Genomic DNA, 20,821 nt, shown 5'->3' with positions numbered 1-20,821 from the left:
GCGGGGATGGTCCCCGGTCCGTTCGTGCCGACCTGCTGGGCCATCAGTGCTCCCCGCGCGTGCGGGGATGGTCCCGGGACGATCGCGACCCTCCAGTCCGACGTTCCGTGCTCCCCGCGCCCAGGATTATGTGGGCTCGCCGACACGCGCGCGACTACGAACGACTCGTCCAGCAGCCCGAAGCCCTCATCACTTGGGCAGCCATTGCCCTCACGACCCGCCGGATCACCAAAGCACGCAAGCCTTTGAGCGGTCTCCGCTCCTGGTCTGAACAGGCCCTCGTTCTCTCGGACCCTGGCTACACAACTGCGGCAGCGGGAGTTCCGTCCCGCTCCGGGAGCAACTCGGGCATCCCGTCCACCAGCACCACGACGCCGGTCACCTCGCCAGCCTCGGAACGGCCGACCCACACCGGGTAAGTACCGTCCCCGGTCGTCGCGAAGGCCATGAGCTCGCCGCCGGAAGTTTCGTCCCGGGTGCGCTGCATGAACATGGAACCGTCGTCGATGTCGTCGTACCCGTCCAGGTCCGGTTCCCCCTGGATCAGCCCCCGCTCGAAGAGCGCGATGAGCGGCTCCCAGGCCCCGGCGTCGGCGAAGCAGCCGGTGGCGCCGTCGGTATCGAAGCCAGCTATCTGCTTGTCGATGAACAGCCGGGGATCGTCGTCCGGACCGAGGGCCATCTCCCAGGTCGCGGCGGGGGTCTCGCTGACGAGCAGACGGACGGCAGTGGGATCCGTGGTCGTGACCTCGGCGTCCCGCCATTCGCAGTGGTAGCTGAAGCGAACCCGTGCCTCGTCGAGTACGTACTCCCCGGGCGGGACGGGGACCGTGATGCGTGGCCCGTCGCCGTGGTCGATATCCGGGCCGGAGACGGCCAGCAGTCCGCTGGGTACGCGCAGGGTGCCGACCCGGAGCGGCTCCACGACGGTCATCTCGGGGTGATACCCGTCGGTCACGCGCAGCCCGGGCCGGAACAACTCGCTGATCGGCCCGGGCTGCGCGGGGCGCGGCGGACGCCAGCAGGTGGCGGGGGCGTCTTCGTCACCCGGCTCGGCTGCCTCGGCCACCTCAGCCGCCTCGAAGTCGAGCGGCTCAATGAACCCGTGCACCTGGGCCGAGACCAGAGGCCACTCCCCGAAGGCGTGTCGGTCCATCCAGCGCTCGTCGTCCCGGAATGCGGGCGAGGTGATGGAGGAGCCCCCGCCTTGCCCTCGCGGCTCCTCCGTCCGTGCGCCCCTCCCGTCCGGGAGAAGGTCCACGGTGGTTCGTGGGCACGCCTTGTCGAACTCCGCCATCTCCGGGTCTGTGTAGTACCAGCCGACGGAGTACCGGCGCAGCAGCCGCGACGGATCGTCGAGCAGCCGCATGTCCAGGTCGTAGGTGCGGCGGCCCTGGGCGTCGTAGACCCACAGCCCGACGTAGTGATCCAGCCAGGAGACGAGTCGGACTTCCAGCGGAGCCTTACGGCCCGGTTCCCGGTAGACCACAACGTACGGAAGCCCGGCGGCATCCCGCTCCCGGGCCTCCTCGGCTGATACCGGCCGCCAGGGTGCACAAGCCTCCAGGTCCCACGCCCGCGCGTACCCCACCTCGACGACCATCGCCACTCCTGTTCCCGCTACCTGCCCCGGCTCTGTGCTGAGCTGCAAGGTAGCCGCTACCTGTGACAACGGCCCTACGGGCAGGCGGCGGGCCGGCTCCGGCGCCAAGACGGACGTGCCGCTGATCCCGGGTGGATCAGTCGATCCAGATCAGCATCGCGTGACCGGCGGACGCGGCGCCCTGGAAGAACTCTGTCAGGGGAGTGAACAGGTCGCTGGCCCACTCCAACGAGGCAGGCGAGTCCCAGATCAGGGGGTAGACCTCGGCCTTGCTGAGTTCGGAGGGGTCGACATCCTGGATGCAGCCGGCCATACGTCGTCCTGTGCAGGGTGTCAGCGGCCAGACGTACTCGCTCCGGAGTCAGGTACCGCGGCGGTCCGTAACCCCAGTCATCGGTGGCGATGGGTTCCTCTCCGTGGACGACGTCGACGGGGAAGGCCGAGCGTTGCAGGAGGAACCCGAGCAGATGCCATGTCTGGTGTGTGGTGAAGTGTCGCGCCTCGGCGGGTGCAGGTTCGCCCTCCGCCTCCGTGTCCTGAATCTCCTCGACGAGATCCCACGCCCACTCCGGATCCTTCACGGCACGGTCCAGTTGGGCAGGCGTGACGCGCAGGTACTCCCCGTTCATGCTCATGGGCGGCAGCATACGGAGCGTTTCCGACAGCTTCTGCCGCCCTCCGAACCGGCACTCACTATGTGCAATGGGGCTTGGTCCTCAACACCCCTCCCACCGCCCTTCGATCCCCGTACCGCAGACCGGACTCCGATCCGGCGCTACCGTGAGAAGGGAAGCCGCTCACACGCCCGGGAGACCCCGATGAGAGAACAGCCGCCCTCCGCCACCGCGCGGCAGCATCTGGAGCCCGCAGCTGCCGACGCGGTCCGTGCCTATGCGGCCAAGACGCGAGAGGACGCAGACCGTCTGGCCGCCGTGCTCGAGGACATCGCCGCCAACGGCCTGCCGGCCGTCGAGGAGTGCACCCCCTGGGAAGACCTCCGCGACGCACGTCTCGCACACCTCGCCGCACAACGCCCCGCAGTCGCCTGATGGCCTCCAGACGCGCCCGTATCGCTTTCAGCGACTCTGCGGCCAAACAGCTCGAAGAACTGTCGGAGAACGCCGTACACGCCCTGGACCGCAGCCTCGTGGCCATCAGCGTCAACCCCGAGATCGGCGACCCGATAGCCGGCCCCGACACCCAACCCGCTCTGCGCCAGTACGCCGACGAGATCGAAGACGTCCGCGTCCTCTACTTCGTCACGGCCCTGCATACCGTCGTCGTCGTGGCCTACATCGAGGCGTGACCACCTGGGCCACGAGCGCCCCGCCAGCGGCAAGACTTTTCCACCGACGACAAACGCGTGCCTCCGGCGTGGCGCAAGGCGTGCGTGGTACCCCAACCCCGACCTGCCGCAGGGCGCGGTGAACCAGGACGCGTACGTGGTGTGCGTGTTGGGGGCAGTGCACAGAGCCCTGAACATCCCCTTCTCGGGCAGTGCGGCCTTGCGTCGCTGGTCGGCGGCTCCCTACTCTCCCTCGTCGGCGGAATTGAGCTGGAAGTCGACGACGACACATCCGACCTGTCCGTCATTGGTGCGGCCGATCCAGACGGGGTAGGTCCCGTCGCCCTGGCCGGCACGGAAGGCGATGAGGTTCGGCTCCGTCTCCGTACCGGGCAGTTCGACGTTGAACTGGCTGCTGTCGAGGGGTATGAAAATGTCCTCGTCAAGCTGGTCTTCGATCACCGTCCGAGTCGCATCCATGAAAGCCGCTGTACCGGTGTCCACGCCGACCCCGTAGAACTGGCCCTCGCCGAGCAGCCCCAGGTCCTCGTCGGGGCTGAGGACCATTTCCCACTCGCGGGGCGGGACGTCCAGGAACGTCACCCTGGCCGCGGCGACATCGACCCCGCCTGTCGTGCGCAAGAGCGACAGCGTGACCGGGAACTCGCCCTGTGGCACAGCGACGGTCCGTGGGTCTCTGATCCAGCCGGGGTCAGAGACAGCCAGCTGCCCTGACGTGATCCGCAGCAGGCCGGCGTCGACGAGTTCGAAGACGGCCGTCCCGCCCACAGTGTTACTCACGCCCGGACTGAACAGTTGCTCTATTCCGGTGGCGCGCAGCGGTCCCGACCCTTCGGCCACCGACACGTCTCTCAGGACTACGTCCTTGACGGGCTCGTGGCCCTGCTGGGCGAGGAACGGCGCGAACACCTGCCAGTCACCGAATTCCGGTACAGGGCAGAGGAAGCTTTCGAGGGGCGCCGGAAACCGCCTCACAGGGACGCTCGACGGGCCCGCCGTTCGATCGAGCAGTGGGTAAGTCGATTCTCCCCGGCGCCTGGCGGACTCGGACTTCACCTCGACCTGGCCGTCGGCCGAGACGCTCGTGGTCTCCTGGACATCCCACTTCCCGCTCAAGTACTCCTGCTCGCTGGCAAACTGCCATCGGGTGTTCCACCGAGCCAGCAACATCCCCGTGCTGTGGGGCTTGAAGTCGATCATCTGCATGCACCAGGACCTGTCGTCGAACAGATACACACGCCACATCCGGCGCGGCCAGGATTCGATCAGTGCCAGTGGTCGCTCCCGCGCGGACAGCAGAACGGCGTAGTCCATCCCGGCAGCATGCTTGCGTGCCGCGAGCGCGCACGACATCGGGTTCGGATGGGTCATTCCACGGTAGGAACCCCACAACTCGCCGTACGACACATCAAGACTGTCGAAGATCACAGCCGCACATCTCCCCCGTGGCGCCAGCCACCCACGAGCAGTGGCAGTCGGCGGGTGACCCCTGCCGCGCCGCCCTGCCCTTCCGAAGCTTCGTCGTGCCGCAGTCTGCCAGCGAGGTGTGACACAAGGGTTGTGAGAGGCCGACGACCTGCGGTCACCGACGAAATCTGCCACGCCGGGTAAAGCGGTGTGTCACGCACGAGTCCAGAGGCTTCTCGTCGGGCCAGGAGGCCACGCAGGCCAGGGCCTTCACATCACACATCCGTGCAGACCGGTGATCGTGAACGTACAAGAAGCCTGCCAGGGGAGTGGCTCTCCCGTTCGTCTTCAGCGTGCACGTGTGCTGCCTTCCGAAGCCTTGGAGGAGGGACCGAGCTTCTTCGGTCCCTCTTCAGTTCAGTCCCTCAGCAAAAACACAGGTCAGAGCGATCCGTTCGGGACTCAAGGGACCGAAGGGACCGAAACTCCCTGTTCCAGCTGCGTGGGCGCGTGTGTATGCACGCGTACGTAAGGGTGGTCTTACATATCCTGGTGCGCTGATAACTACGAAAATGGGTCCCTTCAGTCCCTCAGTCCCTGGCCGTATGTGCTCTGACCTGCGGAAATGAGACCGTGACTGAAAGGGGACCGATGAGTCCCTCCCGCCTTGCAGGCTTTCGGTCCCTCAGGCGGGGGTCGCACGACCGGATCTGACCCAGCTTCGGCCCAACCCACGCGGGAAGGGACCGAAGGGACTGATTCTGCAATAAGTGCTCATGCCTCCCACGGGGAAGCGGTACCGTGCGCTACGCTCGATCCGCTATATGGGAAGTTCAGTCCCTTCAGTCCCTCAGTCCCTCGCACTACCCTCCCTGAGCTGGGGAAATGGTCGGGTACCGACGGGAGGGACCAAACCTGACCGCACAAGAGGACGGATCGACGAACAGTGCAGCGCCCCGCCGACACCGCCTCGCCCGACGTCGCGAAACAGCCGCGACCCGCGGACGTCGCTCGTTGGCTTGCAAGCCGTCAGTGGCCGGTCCACCCACTGGCTCCGGGACGTAAGACGCCGGCTGCCAACTGTGAACAGTGCCGCGTCCGCAGCCATGAACCCTCGGACTGCCCTTGCCATCGACAGGGCAAGTGGTGCCACGGCTTTCACAGCGCGACCACCGATCTCGCACGCATCGAGGACTGGTGGAGCAGGGAGCCCCGGGCAGGCGTCGCTGTGTCGTGCGGGCCCGCGCACCTCGTGGTGCTGGACGTCGACGCTCACGCGGCCCAGGTTCCGGACCGTGACCGGCTTCTGCCGGGCATCCAGATCCCGGAGCAGGTCGACCTCTCCGGGCTCGCCTCCGGCTTCGACACGCTGGCCCTCCTCGCGGCCTACCGCAAGGAAGCGAACCCGGCCGAGGACGAGACGACCCTGCGTGTCCGCACCCCCTCCGGTGGGCTCCACATCTGGTACGTCAACTCCCATCCCGCGGTTCGCTATCGCTCCTCCACCGGTTCCAGCCCCAGGACCGCCCTCGCCTGGCAGGTCGACGTACGGGCTCACGGCGGATACATCGTGGCCCCCACCACCCGTACGTCAGCGGGCGCGTACACACCCCTCGGTGAGGTTAGGGACCCGGCCCCGCTCCCCGCCTGGCTCTCTGCCGAACTACGGCGCACCGGCCACGTCATACAGGCGACCCCGGTCCCCGGCCCGAGGCCGGCCGGACGAGCGCGGCTTCCGAGAACCGGCGCCGGGCAGGCGCTCTTGCAGCCGCTCATCGAGACCGTTCGTGAATGTGCCGCCGCAGCCGAAGGAACAGGCTTCACGGAGAAACTCAACCGCGCGGCTTACACGGCCGGAGGACTCGCTGGAGCGGGGTACCTGAACCAGGCCGAAGCCCGCCAAGAACTGACAGAAGCCGCTCACTATGCTCGTCCGCATCAGACCCGCCGTAGTGAGACGATCATCGACGCAGCCCTTTCCGCAGGCGCCAGCCGTCCGTTCCATCCCAAAGGACTCGCATGAGTAGCGCCGAGAGCAGCCGCTTCGATGCGGCCGCCGCCGCTCAGCAGATGCTCGACTTCGAGGCTGCTGCCCCCGCGTGGGTCCCTCCGCAGCAGGTACAGGCGCCTGCCGTGACGGACATGCCTGCTCTGTTGCCGCCCATGCTCACTGACCGCGGCAACGCGAAGCTCTTCGCCCAGCTCTACAGCGACCAGTTCCGTCATGTCGAAGGCCTCGGCTGGTACTGCTGGGACCAGTTCCGGTGGAAGCGGGTCGGCGGCGAGAAGGCCGCTCTGTGGGCCGCAGGCGACATGGCCGAGCAGATGTCGCCCACCGATCCCCGCGGCATCTTCAGCGACCGGGAGATCGCCCATCACCGTCGCCGGACCATGTCGACGAGCGGGATGAAGGCGCTGCTCCACCAGGCGAAGGCCGCACCGGTGCTCAGCCTCGACCCCGATGTACTCGACGGCGACGCCTACTCGCTGTGTACTCCCGCAGGTGTTGTCGATCTGCGCAACGGACGGCTGCACAAGCCTGATCCACTGCGGGACCTGCACTCGCGCGCCACCAACGTGGCTCCCCAGGCCACGCCGACCCCTCGCTGGCACGCCTTCCTGGACGACACCTTCGGTGCTGACACCAAGGGCCAGGAGATGATCGACTTCCTGCACCTGCTGCTCGGGTACTCCATCACCGGAGACGTTGGCGCGCAGGTCCTGCCTTTCCTCTGGGGCAAGGGCGCCAACGGGAAGTCCGTTCTGCTCGACGTCATGATCCAGGTCATGGGGGATTACGCGGATGCGGCCCCGCCCGGTTTCCTGATGGACAAGGGCAACTTCGCGGAGCATTCGACGGAGCTCACGGAGCTGCACGGCCGCCGCATCTTCGTCTGCAGCGAGCTCAAGCCCAACGACAAGTTCGACGAGGCCCGGGTCAAGCTTCTGACGGGCGGGGACAAGATCAAGGCCCGCCGCATGCGGCAGGACTACTTCAGCTTCACTCCCACCCACAAGCTCTGGCTGCTCGGCAACCACCAGCCCGAGGTCGGGACAGGGGGCCACGCGTTCTGGCGGCGCATCCGTCTCATCCCCTTCGAACGCGTGGTCGCCGCCGACCGGAAGATCGACAACCTTGCCGGTGAGCTCGTGGAAGAGGAGGGCCCGGGCATCCTGCACTGGCTGATCCAGGGCGCGATGCGCTACCTCACCAGCCGTGACCCGCTGACCGGCCCCTCCTCCGTACGGCTGGCCACCGCCGCGTACGAGACCACCGAGGACCACATCGGACGGTTCCTCAGTGAGGCATGCGCGCGCCAGGGGCCGGACACCGGAGACCTGCGTGTCGAGCAGGGGCTCCTCTACGCGACCTACACCGCCTGGTGCAGTTCCGAGGGGATCCGGGCCGACACCGCGCGAGCCTTCGCTGGCCGTATCCGGCAGGAGATCGGGCTCGCGTCCCCCGCCGAGATGCTGAAGTCGAGCGGCAAGAAGTACTACCCGGCCCTGGCCCTGCTCCCGGACGACCTCGTCCGTCCTGACGGACCGGCAGGCAGGCGCGCATGAAAGACCAGGGCTTGATGTCCCCGATCAGGGAACCCTCTTACCATGGAGGTGTCCCGATCCGCTGCTCTGCAGGGCCCAACTCGATCAGCTGTATTCCCACGCACCGCCACACCACCGACAAGGAGCTACGTCCATGAGCTCGCTGCTGCAGGAAAGCCAGCTCACACACGAGGCGAACGTGGTGTGGCTGGAAGACCTCGACGAACTTGACTACGTCCGCCAGGCGCTCGACAAGAGCGCCCGGCGTAGCGGGAAGCCCCGTTACGCGAGGGATGGACGGATGGTCGGCTACGCGGAGCTCGACAGGGACGCCGAGGCCAGCCCCGACAGCGGTCTCTTCCAGCGCCGCACGTTCTTCCTGCTGCCCCACGACAGACCGAACGACCCCGAGGGCCTCTACAAGGAGGGTGCCCCGGGCGAGGCGGTCGACCCGCGGACGATCGACCCACGTCGGGTGGGGGAGAAGACTCCGCGTTCGCAGGGGAAGCACAGGAACGAGATAGTGCCCTCTTGACGGGCGCCCCTGGCTCTTTCTGTTGGGCCAGGGCTGCTGGGGGATCAGCCACCGCAGCGCGATGACACCCGTCCTGGCCAGGTCGGACGGCGGCGAGGCGGACCCGCAGGAACGCGAAGCGGGCAGACATGGCGAACGGTGCCGGGCGCGGCCTCGTGGTGGACGCTGTGGGGCGTACGCGCACAGAGCCGGACCTGGCCTGGGAGAGGTCCTGACCGCCGTCCTCGACCTTGCCGACGTCTGACGGGGGCCGCCCCGGGAAACAGCAGGTCCCCCCCCGGGGTGTGGGAGACATCGGCCGACCCTCTTTCGAAAGTCCTGACATCGATGCCGGGGATCGGCCTCAGGACCGGAGCCCGCATCCTGATAGAGGTCGGCGACGGCAGCACCTTCCCGACCGCCGGCCACCTCGCCGCCTACGCCGGACTCGCCCCGGCGACCCGGAGCTCGGGTTCCTCGATCCGCGGCGAACAGCCGTCGCGGAGGGGAAACAAGCAGCTCAAACGGGCCTTCTTCCTCTCCGCGTTCGCCGCCCTGGGCGACCCGGCCTCCCGGGCCTATTACGACAAGAAGATCGCCCAGGGCAAGCACCACACGCAGGCCCGGCTCTGCCTCGCCAGACGCCGGGTCGACGTCCTCTTCGCGATGCTCCGCGACGGAACCTTCTACGAGTCTCAACCGGCTGCGGCCAGGTGAGGAGTCCAGACTGCTTGGTCAGTCCTCCGGCCGAAGCCGCTGACGAGCGGCCTCAAGCCGCTGGTCATAGTCAGGCGCGAACAGCTCGGGAAGCGCCTTGTCCAGCGTTCCGGCGATCCGATGGATTGGTGCCCAGACCGCCGGATCGTCAACAATGCGGCTGAGGTCCGTCATCTGGAGCCTCTCCAGCCAGTGCGACAGCACCAGTGCCTCGTCACTCATGAGCTTGATCGTGACCTGGCTATCACTCATGACCACTCCTACGAATCAGCCCGCCCTCGACCGCACGAACCTACTGGCCTTGGACCTTGACCAAATGCATAGGGGCACCCCCCGAGGCGGCCGGCAACGTCGGTGACTTCTCGTTGCGAGAAGCGCTTCGGCGTTCCTCACGTTCTCCGGCCCGGTCCCGCCTTCGGAGCAGGTCTCACCGGCCGGCGTCGGGGGCGCCGCGGACCCGGGACTGTGCGTCGCGGAGTCGCGGAGGAGATGCCGCGCGACCGGTCAGATGTCCAGGGAGGACTCGATCCGCTTCAGGCTGTGACGGGCCAGGGCGAGGTTGCTGCGGCCGCGGTCGAGTGCGAGGTAGAGGAAGAGGCTGCCGCTGCTGCTCGCGAGGGGACGTATGAGGTGGTATTGCCGGCCGAGGGTGATGAGGATGTCCTCGATGGTGTCCTCCATACCCAGCGCCGCCAGCGTACGGATCTTGGCTCGGACGACCTCGGTGTTGCCGGCCGCCGCCATCTCCAGGTCCAGGCCCGCCTCGCCCCCGAGCGATCCCAAAGACATACCGCTCTCGTAGTCGACCAGAGCGACACCCAGGGCCCCGTCGATCGCCATGGCTTCCTTGAGTGCTGTCTCCACGGTCATTGCGTTGCCCCTCGGTCACGTTCGCGCCGTATCGACGTCATGTCATAGATCGGCGTCATGTCGGAAAAACATCCAGAAGCTCTGTATCGAGCTTGATCTTTAAACTACTGTGATTTCTGTCCGAAAGTGAAGCCTCGGGAGAGGGATGGGATCAGTGTCCTCGGTCGAAGACTCTTTGGGTCGCCTGCTTCAGGTGCCCGGAGTGACTGGAGTTTCCCTGATGGACGGGGTCTCCGGGCTGTCGTACGGTGCGGCGGGTCCTCAGGACCTCGGCGCCGACGAATGCGGCCGGCTGGCCGTGCTCATCGACGAACGGCTACATTCAGCCGGTGCCGAGGGAGAGCTTGAGACGGTGGTCGTCACCGGCGCCAGGCACCAGCTCGTGCTGCGCGTGCTGCCCGGCTGTGGTGATCCCCTGCTGCTGGCGGTGGCCCTGGAGCGCGAGCGCGCCAACCTGGCCCTGGTGCTGCGTCACCTCGACCTCTATCCGGCCCAGGAGGCTGCGTGACCACCCGGGCGGACGGACCGCGCAACGTCTCCGCGCTGCTCAACACCCTGCACGAGCAGGAGCGCGACGGCACGGTGCTCGTCGCGGGCGCCCCCGGCGGGCAGATACATGTGCGGCAAGGGCTCGTCGTGAGCATCGAGACTCCCGGCGCCCCCGGCGCAGAATCGATACTTCTCAAGTCCGGGCGCGTGGCGGACACCGATTGGACCGCAGTCCGGGCAGCCTGCCGCGACGAGGAGGGCCGGCTGGCGGACGAACTGTCGGCCCGCGGTCTGCTGACGGCGGTGGAGTTCGAAGTCCTCTGCGTGGCGGCCGTGTTCGACGCCGCCTTCGCCCTGGCTCTCGCCCCTCCTCAGGGCTGGGAGGTCACGGGGTCGGTCCCGGTGCCGGTCAGCGGTCCCGGGCTCGCCCCTCGGCGGATCGCCGCGGAGACCACTCGCCGCCTCGCCACCCTTGATGGCCTGTGGATGCCGGCGAGCGCCCTTGCCGCTCTGCGGGTCCAGCCCGTCGAACCGGTGCCCTCCATGCTTCCGTCCCGGTACGGGGCTCTGCTGCGGGCCGCCAACGACCGGCGAACACCCCGCGATCTGGCCTTCGCACTGGGGCGCGGGACGTACGCGGTCATGCTCGACTTGGCGCGGATGCACAGCCTCGGCCTCCTTAAGGAGCCCGCTGCCGTGACGGTCGCCCGTCCGAGCACGGCGCCGCGCGCCCCGGCGCCCGAAGCCCGGAGCCCGGAGCCCGTCTCGGTGGTCACCTTGCCCCGGCGCACTCCCGGCGCCCACCAGCTGGGCGGGGCAGGCCGGTCGTGAACGCGCGCCGCCGGACACGGGCCAAGGCCCGCAACCTGTTGCTGGCCCGGCGCCTCAGGGCCCACGGCCAGGGCAGGCCGCCGTCTCCGCTGCCGGTGCGCCGCCCAGGCAACCCCGGTGCTCTGCCTCGCCCGCCGGATGGCCTCGATGCCCACCGGCCCGACATCGGCCTGCTACGCCGCGTGTACGCCCGACTGATCGACAGCCCAGAGCCCTGACCTCCTCTGGACGCACTCTTCCATCGCACCAGGAGTTCCATGTCCGGCACCTCGCACCCCGGCCCTCTCGTCGAGATCATGACCGCTCTGCGGGAAAGGGTCATGGGGGTGCACGACCTCGTCCTGTCGACCGGCGACGGCCTTTTGGTTGCCGCGGACGCCACGACCGTCCACCCCGAATCCATCGCAGCGCTCTCCGCCGCCACCCTCAGCCTCGGCCAGCGGCTCGCCCACGAGGCCGACGGAGGCACGCTGCGCGACGTCACGACCCGTTGCGCCGGACGTAATGTCCTCATCCAGGCCGTCGGCGACCGCGCCCTGCTGACCGTCCTCGGCGACGAGGGGCTGGACCTCGCCCTGCTGCACCTGCACATGCCCGCTACCGTTGACCAGCTGGTGCAGATTCTCGAACACGACACCGCCTCCTGAAGGTCGTTGCAGAACGTCTGGGATAGGGCATTCCTCTTGTATGGGTGGGGTGTTGCGGGCTGAGCCGTTGTGGGTGGAGGCGTTCACCGGCCACCGTATGCCGGGCCATTTCTCGCCTGCGGCCGCTTCTCGCGCTGGAGCCGGCGCCGCAGCCTGTCGCGAATGTCGAGCGGTCGTGGATCGTGGACGGAACCCTCGTCCCGGTCCGCGACCGCAAGGTTGCCGCGTCCTCCCGTGACTATCGGTTCTCAGCGAACGTGCAGGTCATCATCGATGCGGACAGCCGCCTGGTGATCGCCTTAGCCCGTCCCGTCCCCGAGAACAAGGCTGACACCCACGCCTGACGAGAATCGGGCCTGCCCGCCATCGAGCCGGGACAACGGTCATCGCAAACGGCGCCTACCTGGGCACCGGACTGGTCATCCCGCGCCGCAGAAGAGCCGGACGCCTACTCCTGCGCGGCCAGGAGGAGGACAACGCCGAACACCGACGCGTCTGCGCCCGCGTCGAGCACACCTTCGCCCGCATGAAGAAGTAGCGGCGTATGTCGAGCCAGACGGCATTCGTAGCACCCCGTTACACACCATCAGTATCGACGTGCACACCGTGGCCCATCACAGCACCGGACGTCTCATCGCGAGTAGCGCACGAGTTCGATAGCACACGGTTGCAGGCCTGTCACGAAGTGGCACCGTCAGGCCAACTTGATCTTCATCACAGAATCTCCATGATCCAAAAGCCACCCGCAGTGCGTAGGCTGAAGCTCGTTGCTCACTCAGAGCGGCGCTTAAGTCACCCTTCGTAAAAATTGGAGCCATTATGCGTATGCGCACGCGTGCGTCTTTCCTTGCTGTGGCCGCACTCGCCATGCCGCTCGCACTGTCCTCTCCCGCTTCGGCGGCTCCGACGTCCTGCCCGAGCAACGGGCAGTCCCCTGGTGGCGTAAAGTGCACGACCTTGTCCAACGGGATTCTGGCAACCATGGCCTCCGGTAAGACTTACGCGGAGGTGAGTTACTACCGCCACAGCGGAAGTAACCTCACCGCAAAGCTGGGTGCAGAAAAGGGCGGCAAGAACTTCTGGTCGGGCAACATAGCGATGAACACGAAGCCGTTTCACTACTACTCCATGCTCACCGTAAGTTCAGGCTGCGGCAGCGTAATCGGCAAGATGCTCGCAAACGGGAGCACCTATACAACGCCGCCGATGTCATCCTGCTGATGGTCAGCTGAGCAACATGCGCGGGGTGACATGCACGCCTACATGCCACCCCGCGCCCTTCACGAGAATACCGGATAAATGCTAACTGCGGTTTTTAAAGGACATGCGCAATTTGTCCTCTTCGCTGTGATAATTTCTTGCATTGCGGGCGCAGTAATTTTTACGGCTACCCGAAGAAGAAACGATCGACCTCTGACTTGGGCCCTGTGGGGGGCCTGCGTAACCGCCACGATCGCACTGACGACGTGGACCACGGCGCCTGGGGATCTGTCGGCCTCGTGCACCGTTAACCGTGACATTCTTGAGCCGTTCCGCCATACGCAGGGTCAGCTGAACTTCGGCATGTTGGTGCCGTTCGGCTTGCTTGGCACATTGGCTACGCGGCGCCCCGGGCTGATGGTCGGCCTAAGCTTCCTTTTTCCGGCTGCGATCGAGGCAACGCAGGCGCTTGCGCCGATCAGCCGAGCGTGCGACACAAGTGACCTTGTAGCCAACGGGTTGGGCGCACTGTTGGGTACGGCTATCGGCACAGTTATCGCGAGGTTTCGAGGTGGTACCCCGCTGGCAAGGAAAGCGACGAGAAGAGCATTCATCAGCGCGGGCGCCATGGCGTGTGCCATAGGTGTCGCCCTCTACACCGTGGCGGATCTTGTCATCGTCGACAGGACAGAATCAAATCTGGCCGCCACGGCAGAGCAGAAATCTGCGATCGATGCCCGGCTTGAGGACGCCTTCGGAGGTGCCTATCGAGCTCAGAATTACAGCGTCACTTCCGGCGAGAATGATGCGGGCACTATCACTGCTATTTTCGAGAACGGGATGGCCGAGTTGAGCTGGCCCGACCGAAGAGATTTCACCGTCTCCATGCCTCCGGCAGACATCGAGGCGGGCAGGGCATTCGCGGTGCCCGGCGCCCAGCTTCGCCCCTCGGACAAGAAGAAAGCGTTGCTCATTGCCGAAACCTACGCCCGCCGGTTCGCTCCCTGGGGATTGAAGGATTCCAAGGTTAATATCTCGCGCGTCGACGAGGAGGAGGACCTCGGCTGGCTTGTCTACTGGCGACGATGGGACGGTAAGGTGCTCCTGCCTATGCGTCTCGACCTTCGCATCGACAGCGCAGGGCGTATCAGCGACCTGATTGAACGCAACATTGCCGATCCGATAATTCCCTCTGTGCAGGTCAGCAAGGGGGAGGCGTGGGACGTCTTCGAGAAAAGATTTAGCGACGAGATCGACGAGGACGCTGAGAGGGGTGAGCCGATCCTTCTGGCACAGTACCGTGACGGCCGATGGCATGTGGACTGGCTTCTCTCGACCAGGACATCGTTGTATGCACTGGAGGCGGCAATCGACGCCACCGACGGTAGTTTCAACGACCCAGTACAAGTACCTTTGCGGCATTCCAATGACACAAACCAATACATGGAGCCTGTTCCAACCTCACGCTGACGCGTGATGGAGGACGTGTACGGCCTGGACGATCGTGGTGATGTGGTTGGTGTTGCAGCGGATCTTCCGTAGAGCTCGTAACACGATCTTGGTGGAAAGTGCTGGTTGGCCGTGACCGGTGTGAAGATTCGGCCGTTCGTGATGGTGTGGGTACTCGGCCGTGGATCGTGGACGACGACTTGTGGGCGCTGGTTGAGCCGCTCCTGCCGCCTTGGCCGGAGCGCTCGCCGGGGCCGAGACCGGTGCCGGACCGGCTCAGTCTCCAGGGCATCCTGTTCGTCCTCTACAACGACATAGCGTGGCAACTCCTTCCGCTGGAGCTGGGGTTCGGATCGGGCCAGACGTGCTGGCGGCGTCTGGACCGGTGGCAGGAGGCGGGGGTCTTCGACCGGCTCCACCGGGCCCTGCTCGCAGAGCTGAACGCGGCTGGCGAACTCGACTGGTCACGGGCCTGCATGGACGGTTCCCACATCCGCGCGAAAAAGGGGGCGCCGACACCGGTCCGTCGCCGGGCGACCGACGGAAGACGGGCAGCAAACACCACCTGATCTGCGACGGACGCGGCGCCCCGCTCAAAGTCATCACCACCGCGGCGAACGTCAACGACATCACCCATACCCTCAATCTGGCCGACGGCATCCCGCCCGTCGCCGGCCGGCCCGGCCGACCGCGACGACGCCCCGAGTCCGTCCCGGGCGACAAGGCGTGCGACTCGAAGGCCGTACGCCGGGAACTGCGGCGCCGCAGGATCCTGCCGGTCATCTCCCGCAAGGGCACCCCGAACATCAAGGGCCTGGGCAAGCTCCGCTACGTCGTCGAGCAGCCTTTCGCCCTGCTCCACCAGTTCAAACGTCTCGCCGTCCGATGGGAACGACGCCTCGAACTCCACGACGCCCTGGTCTCATTGGGCTGCAGCCTCATCTACTGGAGGCGCCTCAAGAAGATCGAATTGTAAACTTGTGCTGCAAATCTAGGAGTTACGACTCACGATTGAGTTGGCGTATGAAGCGAGATCGTGAACCCAAACCTGCAGACGCCGTCTCCTGAGCATGTCCAAGAGAGGGAGGGTGTGCCGGTAGGTCGCTGACCAGGTGATGTCAGTGCCGCCATGGGGGGATCGGGCCAGGTCCACAGACCCTCGATAGGATGTGAAAAGCCCTGCCGCCTGTTCGTAGCTGAACCGCTGGTCGGGAACCATCTCGACCACGCGCTCACGGCAACACACCCGTCCAATGCGGGAACGGATGGTGCGCAGGTCACCCACGCGTGCAGGTCGGCCGACTCCCGCAGGTACTTCCCACTCGACGTCGACGTAGGCGGACCACAACGGCCAGGATTCTGCGTCCAGGAGCGCCGCGTAGACGATGGCGGCAGACGCCGATGAGTGCGAAGAAGCAGTAACAGCGAGGGACGACACCCCAACAAGGGTAGACCGCGCGCGCCACCATGATCGTGTTACGAGCTCTGAGGCATATCACGATTAATGCGACGTTCGGTGACGCAGGTCTAGCACTACAGCGGCAGTTGAGCTGGGTGTGCGCGGAAGGCTCATGGATCGATCAGTCGGCGCCGGATCCGTGCACGGCCTGTTCCCAGAGGTCCAGCCCCACGCGGAGGAGTTCGCGCACGACCGCGGTCTCCTCGTCCGTCCAGGCTTCCTCACCAGCGGTCGGTTCGAGAGCGTCACCACCGAAGATCTTTTCGTAGGCGCTGTCGTGGATCGATCCTTGCGGGGGAAGGGGCGAGCTGGCCTTCAGGCTGTGGGAGAGGTCTTCGAAGAAGTTCCACGCATCCAGCAGGAGTCCTGCCGAGGCAGTGTCAAGGTCAGGGTGCTCGACCCACTGACGTGCGACGCCCAGATCGAGTGTGGCTCCGCCGTCCCGCACGAGCTCCCACCCGTTGCGATCACAGTGATTCCGCAGCGCCTTGAGGTCAGGGAACGTGAGAAGTTTTCCGAGTTCGTCAACGGCGAGCTCATTGGGGGCATCGCCTACTCCGGGCTGCCAGATCAAGCTTAGGTCCCTTCTCCGGGTCGCGATTTGGTACGGATAGTAGTCAGCCATGCGGGTCTCCCTGGTGCTGCGGCGGCACTCGCCGCATGGCTCATCCTGCCTGCAATGATCGTCGTGTGGTGACTTCGGATCAGGTGGAGCTGTGGGGTGCGGAGCTGGCTGGTCTGGGGCCGCGCGGTGCTGGGTGTTTCGAGCGGTCGGAGCCGCGGGCGACGGCGGTCGCTTATGTAAGGGAGCTGCTGGCTGACGTACCGCGCAAGAACGGGTGGCAGTTGGCAGAGCAGGCCAGTGCTTCGAGGCCTTGGTCGATGCAGCGGCTACTGGGGGCCGCTCGCTGGGATGCGGACGGGGTCTGCGATGTGGTGCTGTCATACGTGGTCGAGCGCCTGGGCGAGGCCGGCGCGGTGCTGGTCCTGGATGAGACGGGCTTCGCCTCCAAGCTGGAACTGGGCGCTGAGTGGTGGCCCTGCGCTGCGGCCGGTGCTCCATTCGCGTAGGTGGCCGCGGATGCGGTCTACGGTCAGCATCCGGGTCTGCGGGAGTGGTGCGAGGCGAAGGCCCTGAATCTCAGCAGCGACTTGTCTGACCGAGCGGATCCAGGGGGCCACAGCGACTCTCAGAGGTGCTTACCAGTCGATGCAGATGGCCGGCATCCACCGATGTGGAGCCGGCCATCTGCGTCACGGTGGGGGAGTGCTCCCCAACTTGCAGACGCTATTCGTCTACGCGCAGGCCTGCGGCAACCTGCTGGAGGATGTCTGCGAGTGAGCTTCGTGCCTCGGCAGGAAGGGTCCCCCGCATGTCGGCCGTGACCGCCTTGATCCCCGTGCTGCGCCGGAAGTAGCGGAGGATGAAGGCACTTCGCTGCTCGTCGTCGAGTTGATCGAACGCGGCGTCCATGAGCGCTTCGCCCTGCTGCCGGGGCTGCGAGGGGGGAGAAGTGTTGTCATTTTCGCGGGGAGCGGGCCTCGCGTTTGAGGGCTTGCCAGCCTTGCTTGCAGCATCCGGACCGTCCACTCCTTGATCGCCGTCCGGGGCGGGCGTCATTACGGCGTAATAATCCTGAGCTGGGGGAGTGGGGGCAGGGATGGCTGCAGGCTTCGGGGCTGCGCCCCTCTGTGGGGTCTTTTTCTCCTTCTCCTTCAGACGGCGAAGGTGTTCCTCTTGCTCTTCGGGCTTCTTCTTCCCTACACGCCGCAGCAGTGCTGCGGACTCCTTACCAGTCTGCAGCTTCTCTTTCAGCTCCGGCGTCAGGCCGAGAAGTGCGAGGCGCTGTGACACCCATCCCTGTGACCGGTGGAGCCGGGCGGCGAGAGCGTCCTGGGTCTTGTGGATCTCAAGGAGCCTTTGGAGGACCTTGGCTTCGTCGAGGGGGTCGAGGTCCTGACGGTGGACGTTGGCGACGAAGGCGGATTCGAGAATCTCGTCGGGGTTGCTGCCGAGCTCGTCGTCGAGCATCACCTTGATCTGGGTGAGGCCTGCTTCGCGGGCAGCGGCGAGGCGCGAGTTGCCGTCGATGACGACGTACTTGGTTCCGTCCTCGAGGTCGTTCGCCCGACCAGGGTTGCCCTCCAGGTAGGCGAACCGGCTCATAATGCTGATGGCGGTCTTCTGCTTGTGGTCTCGGAGGCTTGCTCCGAGGTCGGTCAGGTCACCCAAGTCCTCCCGAGGGTTGTCGGGGTTCAGGCTGATGACGTCGACGGGGAGCTTCAGTGGCGGGGGAGCGCCGTCGGTGGGGGCAGCGGCGGCGGCTTCGATTGCGGCGCGGCGGGCGCTGATGCCTCCCCTAGCTTGGCCGAAGGACGCGCTTGCGCGCAGGGTATCTGCCTTGCTCATGAGATCTCCCTGGTGAGTGCGCGCATGCCGACGGCCTGGTCGCAGCGGGGAGCGTAGGCGAGGAGGGGACGCTTCACGCGGACGGCTTCCTTCTGCTCCTTGAGGTCCCCGATGACGCCGACGACCCGCGGATCCTTTATGTCAATCCATGACTGGAGGGAGGAGGTGGCGATGTAGCCGCGGCGGGCGTCGTAGTGGTTGACGACGATGCCGAGGTAGTCGAGTTCGAGGTGCATGTCGGCGCGGAGGTCCTCGATCTGGTTGGTGAGGAGTCCGTACGCGTCGGCGGAGCTGTCTTCGGCCTGGACGATGATGAGGATGCCGGAGTTGCCGGGGGCTTCGCCGTCGCGGCGGCGTCCGTAGTAGGCGGCGGCGTCCATGCTGAGGCCGAGGCTCGGGGGGCAGTCGATGATGATGACGTCGTAGTCGCCTTCGATCGTTCCGAGGACGCGTTCGAGGGCTGCTTCGCGGGCGCGGACGCTGGAGAGCTTCACGTCGAGGAGGAACGCGTCGGTGCACGCGGGCAACAGATGCAGTCTGTTGCCGAAGCGTGGGTCCTCGATGGGGACGATGAGGTCTTTGAGGTCGCCCTTGGCCTCGCCGGCCATGTGCTTGGTGAGGGAGTCGCCCTCGATGGGCAGTGGGTCGTGACCGAGCTGGTTGGTGAGGTGGCACTGGGGGTCGAAGTCGACGAGGAGGGCGCGGAGTCCGAGCCCGGGGAGGTCCTCGTAGTCGAGGGGGGAGGCCGGTTCCTTGTCGGGCTCGAGGAGGGCGGCGGCGAAGTGCTTGGAGATGCGCACGGGGTGCAGCTGGTCGCTGTCCTCCGCAAAGGCTTCGCCGACACCAGCGGCGAGCGCGGTCTTGCCTACGCCGCCCTTCTGGTTGCAGATGATGATCCGCTTGGGGTGTTCTGGCCGGACGACGCCGGGGGCGGGGTTGGTGTCGAGCCAGAACAGTACGGACTGCGTCAGTCCTTGGATGAGCGAGACACTGCGGGCGGTGCAGTCCTCGCGGAACTCGTCCCAGTGGCCTGGCGGGAGGAAGGTCGCGAACGGCTTCGCTCCTCCTGTGTCGGCGGCGGGGAGGTTCGCTCCGAGGCGGCGCCACGCAGTGATGCCGGCTTCGACAGCATGCTGGATGTCGGTGCCGTGTTGTGCAGCACGGACCTTCAGGTCCTGCTGCAGGGCGGGGGGCAGCTTGGAAACGACCTTCTCGCGGTCGCCTGCGTCAGACGAAGTCATGGGGATACCTTACTAACGTCATAGATCAACTTCATCATTGACACGTTAGTTAATGCCCTGAGGTGGCATCAGTAGTGCGTTATTACCGCGTAATGGCGCAGCCCCGCGCATCGAAGGCAGAGTGCCTGGAGCGACAAAAATGGCTGTGCGGCCGACTGGCGGCCCCGCAGCTGATGCCGCATCCGATCACCCCGGCACCACCGACTTCGACCGCCTGTGGCCCCTTCCAGTCGTTCGCTTTTGCGTCATAAATGAATTTCGCCGGAAAGATGGTGCTCCACAGCTGTGAACCAGATCCGGCGAACCTGCCGACCCGCTGGGTACCGGGATGCACGCGGCGATCCCGATCCTGTTCGTCGTCGCCGTCGAGGCGGCGTGGCACGCCGTGGGCCGGATCGCGGACATCACGGCCGACAAGCACATGGAGGGCGTCCGACAAGGCGCGCTTTTAGGCGTGCTTCGGCCGCAACTGGCGCCGCGAGGCGTCCGTTGAGTCGATGATGCCGCTGCGTCTGGCGAAGTGTGGCGTCCCGCTCGCCGGGACAGCCCTGGCAGCCCTCCACGCTGCAGGTAGCGAGGTTCCTCCTGTGCTTGTCCCCGCGCCCCGGGCGCCGGATCTGCTGGCTGATCAGTAACCAGAGGCCCTGCAGCAATCAACGCAGGACAGTTGGCCGGCGGACGCCGAGCACAGCCGGATGATGACTGAACCCCGCCGGGCGCCACGGCATCGGCAACTGCACCGGGGTATCCGACCGGGTCCTTCAACGCCTTCGCACCGGCGCCTCGCCAGTCACAGGCGCTGGCTCCCGAGCGTCGAACCGGCAGCATGGTGATCGACCGAGGCGTGCACGGTCTGGGTGTCCATCACGATCGTCGACGGGTCCTCGCTCCGGCCGCGGTCCTCGCGCACCGGCCAACGCAGCAGGTCATGGGTCACCTGGTCGGTATTGTCGTCGCGCCACTTGCCGTAGTAGTAGTACACCGCGGTGTGCGGCGGGAGTCGTGCGGCAGGTAGCGCCACTGGCAGCCCACCCAGGCCTGGTACAGGATCGCGTTGACGATCTCCTGCATTTCGTACAGGCCCTCATGCCCGCTGACCGAGCGGTGCTGTCCCTTCCAGGACGTGATGACG

Annotated in this window: 21 protein-coding genes and 6 pseudogenes; 16 read left to right on the top strand and 11 right to left on the bottom strand. The window is 66.2% G+C overall.

The genetic code is table 11. From position 1 onward, the window contains the following. Nucleotides 1-298: 298 nt before the first annotated feature. The 3 genes and pseudogenes from P8A20_RS37820 to P8A20_RS38880 form a co-directional block, all read right to left on the bottom strand. On the bottom strand, nucleotides 299-1,651 hold the full coding sequence (locus P8A20_RS37820; RefSeq protein ID WP_306105359.1) for a DUF4241 domain-containing protein: 1,353 nt from the start codon (nucleotides 1,649-1,651) through the stop codon (nucleotides 299-301). Nucleotides 1,652-1,739: 88 nt separating this feature from the next. Beyond that, nucleotides 1,740-1,916, bottom strand: coding sequence for a DUF1877 family protein (locus P8A20_RS38885; RefSeq protein ID WP_371934448.1), 177 nt, complete (start codon nucleotides 1,914-1,916; stop codon nucleotides 1,740-1,742). Nucleotides 1,917-1,965: 49 nt separating this feature from the next. After that, nucleotides 1,966-2,232, bottom strand: a pseudogene (locus P8A20_RS38880) (DUF1877 family protein); the annotation flags it as partial. Between the two features lie 189 nt (nucleotides 2,233-2,421). On the opposite strand from P8A20_RS38880, the gene P8A20_RS37810 reads away from it, so the two are divergent. The 3 genes and pseudogenes from P8A20_RS37810 to P8A20_RS38875 form a co-directional block, all read left to right on the top strand. Beyond that, a complete protein-coding gene (locus tag P8A20_RS37810) occupies nucleotides 2,422-2,652 on the top strand; it encodes a hypothetical protein (protein WP_306105358.1) in 231 nt (76 codons plus the stop codon). Continuing rightward, on the top strand, nucleotides 2,652-2,909 hold the full coding sequence (locus P8A20_RS37805; RefSeq protein ID WP_306105357.1) for a hypothetical protein: 258 nt from the start codon (nucleotides 2,652-2,654) through the stop codon (nucleotides 2,907-2,909). Before P8A20_RS37810 ends, P8A20_RS37805 begins: the two co-directional genes overlap by 1 nt. 9 nt (nucleotides 2,910-2,918) lie before the next feature. Further along, a pseudogene (locus P8A20_RS38875) lies at nucleotides 2,919-3,123 on the top strand (C2 domain-containing protein); the annotation flags it as partial. A gap of 8 nt (nucleotides 3,124-3,131) precedes the next feature. Here P8A20_RS38875 and P8A20_RS37800 read toward each other — a convergent pair. Next, nucleotides 3,132-4,337 (bottom strand): DUF4241 domain-containing protein, encoded by a 1,206-nt coding sequence (locus P8A20_RS37800; RefSeq protein ID WP_306105356.1) that lies wholly within the window; start codon nucleotides 4,335-4,337, stop codon nucleotides 3,132-3,134. A gap of 925 nt (nucleotides 4,338-5,262) precedes the next feature. On the opposite strand from P8A20_RS37800, the gene P8A20_RS37795 reads away from it, so the two are divergent. The 4 genes and pseudogenes from P8A20_RS37795 to P8A20_RS37780 form a co-directional block, all read left to right on the top strand. After that, on the top strand, nucleotides 5,263-6,339 hold the full coding sequence (locus P8A20_RS37795) for a bifunctional DNA primase/polymerase (protein WP_371934447.1): 1,077 nt from the start codon (nucleotides 5,263-5,265) through the stop codon (nucleotides 6,337-6,339). Then, entirely contained in the window at nucleotides 6,336-7,883 is a 1,548-nt protein-coding gene (locus P8A20_RS37790) for a DNA primase family protein (RefSeq protein WP_306105355.1), read from the top strand. Before P8A20_RS37795 ends, P8A20_RS37790 begins: the two co-directional genes overlap by 4 nt. 133 nt (nucleotides 7,884-8,016) lie before the next feature. Further along, entirely contained in the window at nucleotides 8,017-8,397 is a 381-nt protein-coding gene (locus P8A20_RS37785; protein WP_306105354.1) for a DUF6009 family protein, read from the top strand. Between the two features lie 297 nt (nucleotides 8,398-8,694). Then, nucleotides 8,695-9,093 (top strand): annotated as a pseudogene (locus P8A20_RS37780) (transposase); the annotation flags it as partial. Between the two features lie 18 nt (nucleotides 9,094-9,111). On the opposite strand, the gene P8A20_RS37775 reads toward P8A20_RS37780, so the two are convergent. Both P8A20_RS37775 and P8A20_RS37770 read right to left on the bottom strand, forming a co-directional pair. Continuing rightward, nucleotides 9,112-9,345: a hypothetical protein gene (locus P8A20_RS37775; protein ID WP_306105353.1), complete on the bottom strand. Its 234-nt coding sequence runs from the start codon at nucleotides 9,343-9,345 to the stop codon at nucleotides 9,112-9,114. A gap of 252 nt (nucleotides 9,346-9,597) precedes the next feature. Beyond that, nucleotides 9,598-9,963, bottom strand: a complete 366-nt coding sequence (locus P8A20_RS37770) for a hypothetical protein (protein WP_306105352.1) — start codon at nucleotides 9,961-9,963, stop codon at nucleotides 9,598-9,600. Nucleotides 9,964-10,165: 202 nt separating this feature from the next. On the opposite strand from P8A20_RS37770, the gene P8A20_RS37765 reads away from it, so the two are divergent. The 7 genes and pseudogenes from P8A20_RS37765 to P8A20_RS37735 all read left to right on the top strand — a co-directional run bounded on the left by P8A20_RS37765 (nucleotide 10,166) and on the right by P8A20_RS37735 (nucleotide 15,555). After that, entirely contained in the window at nucleotides 10,166-10,471 is a 306-nt protein-coding gene (locus P8A20_RS37765) for a hypothetical protein (protein WP_306105351.1), read from the top strand. Continuing rightward, a complete protein-coding gene (locus P8A20_RS37760) occupies nucleotides 10,468-11,283 on the top strand; it encodes a hypothetical protein (RefSeq protein ID WP_306105350.1) in 816 nt (271 codons plus the stop codon). The genes P8A20_RS37765 and P8A20_RS37760 overlap by 4 nt, the downstream gene beginning before the upstream one ends. Before the next feature lie 257 nt (nucleotides 11,284-11,540). Beyond that, a complete protein-coding gene (locus tag P8A20_RS37755; RefSeq protein WP_306105349.1) occupies nucleotides 11,541-11,930 on the top strand; it encodes a roadblock/LC7 domain-containing protein in 390 nt (129 codons plus the stop codon). A gap of 83 nt (nucleotides 11,931-12,013) precedes the next feature. Next, a pseudogene (locus tag P8A20_RS37750) lies at nucleotides 12,014-12,462 on the top strand (transposase); the annotation flags it as partial. A gap of 425 nt (nucleotides 12,463-12,887) precedes the next feature. Next, complete coding sequence (locus P8A20_RS37745; protein WP_306105348.1) at nucleotides 12,888-13,151, top strand: hypothetical protein; 264 nt, start codon at nucleotides 12,888-12,890, stop codon at nucleotides 13,149-13,151. A gap of 78 nt (nucleotides 13,152-13,229) precedes the next feature. Beyond that, a complete protein-coding gene (locus P8A20_RS37740) occupies nucleotides 13,230-14,600 on the top strand; it encodes a VanZ family protein (protein ID WP_306105347.1) in 1,371 nt (456 codons plus the stop codon). A 146-nt stretch (nucleotides 14,601-14,746) separates the two neighbouring features. After that, nucleotides 14,747-15,555, top strand: a protein-coding gene (locus tag P8A20_RS37735) for an IS5 family transposase (RefSeq protein WP_306105346.1) whose coding sequence is annotated in 2 segments (ribosomal slippage) — nucleotides 14,747-15,064 and nucleotides 15,067-15,555 — 807 coding nt in all. Because the reading frame shifts where the segments join, the coding sequence is not laid out codon by codon here. A 15-nt stretch (nucleotides 15,556-15,570) separates the two neighbouring features. Here the strand turns inward: P8A20_RS37735 and P8A20_RS37730 are convergent. Together P8A20_RS37730 and P8A20_RS37725 are read right to left on the bottom strand one after the other, a co-directional pair. Further along, complete coding sequence (locus P8A20_RS37730; RefSeq protein WP_306105345.1) at nucleotides 15,571-16,017, bottom strand: SRPBCC family protein; 447 nt, start codon at nucleotides 16,015-16,017, stop codon at nucleotides 15,571-15,573. A gap of 142 nt (nucleotides 16,018-16,159) precedes the next feature. Continuing rightward, the gene (locus P8A20_RS37725; RefSeq protein WP_306105344.1) at nucleotides 16,160-16,663 is read right to left on the bottom strand and encodes a hypothetical protein; all 504 of its coding nucleotides are present in this window, start codon (nucleotides 16,661-16,663) and stop codon (nucleotides 16,160-16,162) included. Between the two features lie 35 nt (nucleotides 16,664-16,698). Between P8A20_RS37725 and P8A20_RS37720 the strand changes: the two genes are divergently transcribed. Continuing rightward, nucleotides 16,699-17,109 carry a transposase gene (locus P8A20_RS37720; RefSeq protein WP_306105343.1) on the top strand — a complete coding sequence of 137 codons (411 nt, stop codon included), beginning with the start codon at nucleotides 16,699-16,701 and terminating at the stop codon, nucleotides 17,107-17,109. Nucleotides 17,110-17,326: 217 nt separating this feature from the next. Here P8A20_RS37720 and P8A20_RS37715 read toward each other — a convergent pair whose 3' ends face one another. Both P8A20_RS37715 and P8A20_RS37710 read right to left on the bottom strand, forming a co-directional pair. Beyond that, on the bottom strand, nucleotides 17,327-18,448 hold the full coding sequence (locus tag P8A20_RS37715) for a ParB/RepB/Spo0J family partition protein (protein ID WP_306105342.1): 1,122 nt from the start codon (nucleotides 18,446-18,448) through the stop codon (nucleotides 17,327-17,329). Beyond that, nucleotides 18,445-19,689: a ParA family protein gene (locus tag P8A20_RS37710; RefSeq protein ID WP_306105341.1), complete on the bottom strand. Its 1,245-nt coding sequence runs from the start codon at nucleotides 19,687-19,689 to the stop codon at nucleotides 18,445-18,447. Before P8A20_RS37710 ends, P8A20_RS37715 begins: the two co-directional genes overlap by 4 nt. A 310-nt stretch (nucleotides 19,690-19,999) precedes the next feature. Here P8A20_RS37710 and P8A20_RS37705 point away from each other — a divergent pair. Then, nucleotides 20,000-20,300 (top strand): annotated as a pseudogene (locus tag P8A20_RS37705) (DUF2637 domain-containing protein); the annotation flags it as partial. 221 nt (nucleotides 20,301-20,521) lie between these two features. Here the strand turns inward: P8A20_RS37705 and P8A20_RS37700 are convergent. Beyond that, a pseudogene (locus P8A20_RS37700) lies at nucleotides 20,522-20,820 on the bottom strand (transposase); the annotation flags it as partial. Between the last annotated feature and the right edge of the window lies 1 nt (nucleotide 20,821).

The organism is Streptomyces sp. Alt3, assembly GCF_030719215.1.
GTDB lineage: Bacteria > Actinomycetota > Actinomycetes > Streptomycetales > Streptomycetaceae > Streptomyces > Streptomyces glycanivorans.
The sequence above is the reverse complement of the archived record's forward strand: the minus strand, read 5'-3'. Positions and strand labels throughout refer to the sequence as shown.

Bases quoted from the DNA above. Each gene is read 5' to 3' on its own strand.
- P8A20_RS37710 (WP_306105341.1), bottom strand. From the start codon at position 19,689: ATGACTTCGTCTGACGCAGGCGACCGCGAGAAGGTCGTTTCCAAGCTG.
- P8A20_RS37720 (WP_306105343.1), top strand. From the start codon at position 16,699: ATGGCTCATCCTGCCTGCAATGATCGTCGTGTGGTGACTTCGGATCAG.
- P8A20_RS37810 (WP_306105358.1), top strand. From the start codon at position 2,422: ATGAGAGAACAGCCGCCCTCCGCCACCGCGCGGCAGCATCTGGAGCCC.
- P8A20_RS37740 (WP_306105347.1), top strand. From the start codon at position 13,230: ATGCTAACTGCGGTTTTTAAAGGACATGCGCAATTTGTCCTCTTCGCT.
- P8A20_RS37790 (WP_306105355.1), top strand. From the start codon at position 6,336: ATGAGTAGCGCCGAGAGCAGCCGCTTCGATGCGGCCGCCGCCGCTCAG.
- P8A20_RS37725 (WP_306105344.1), bottom strand. From the start codon at position 16,663: ATGGCTGACTACTATCCGTACCAAATCGCGACCCGGAGAAGGGACCTA.
- P8A20_RS38885 (WP_371934448.1), bottom strand. From the start codon at position 1,916: ATGGCCGGCTGCATCCAGGATGTCGACCCCTCCGAACTCAGCAAGGCC.
- P8A20_RS37770 (WP_306105352.1), bottom strand. From the start codon at position 9,963: ATGACCGTGGAGACAGCACTCAAGGAAGCCATGGCGATCGACGGGGCC.
- P8A20_RS37715 (WP_306105342.1), bottom strand. From the start codon at position 18,448: ATGAGCAAGGCAGATACCCTGCGCGCAAGCGCGTCCTTCGGCCAAGCT.
- P8A20_RS37775 (WP_306105353.1), bottom strand. From the start codon at position 9,345: ATGAGTGATAGCCAGGTCACGATCAAGCTCATGAGTGACGAGGCACTG.
- P8A20_RS37785 (WP_306105354.1), top strand. From the start codon at position 8,017: ATGAGCTCGCTGCTGCAGGAAAGCCAGCTCACACACGAGGCGAACGTG.
- P8A20_RS37805 (WP_306105357.1), top strand. From the start codon at position 2,652: ATGGCCTCCAGACGCGCCCGTATCGCTTTCAGCGACTCTGCGGCCAAA.
- P8A20_RS37755 (WP_306105349.1), top strand. From the start codon at position 11,541: ATGTCCGGCACCTCGCACCCCGGCCCTCTCGTCGAGATCATGACCGCT.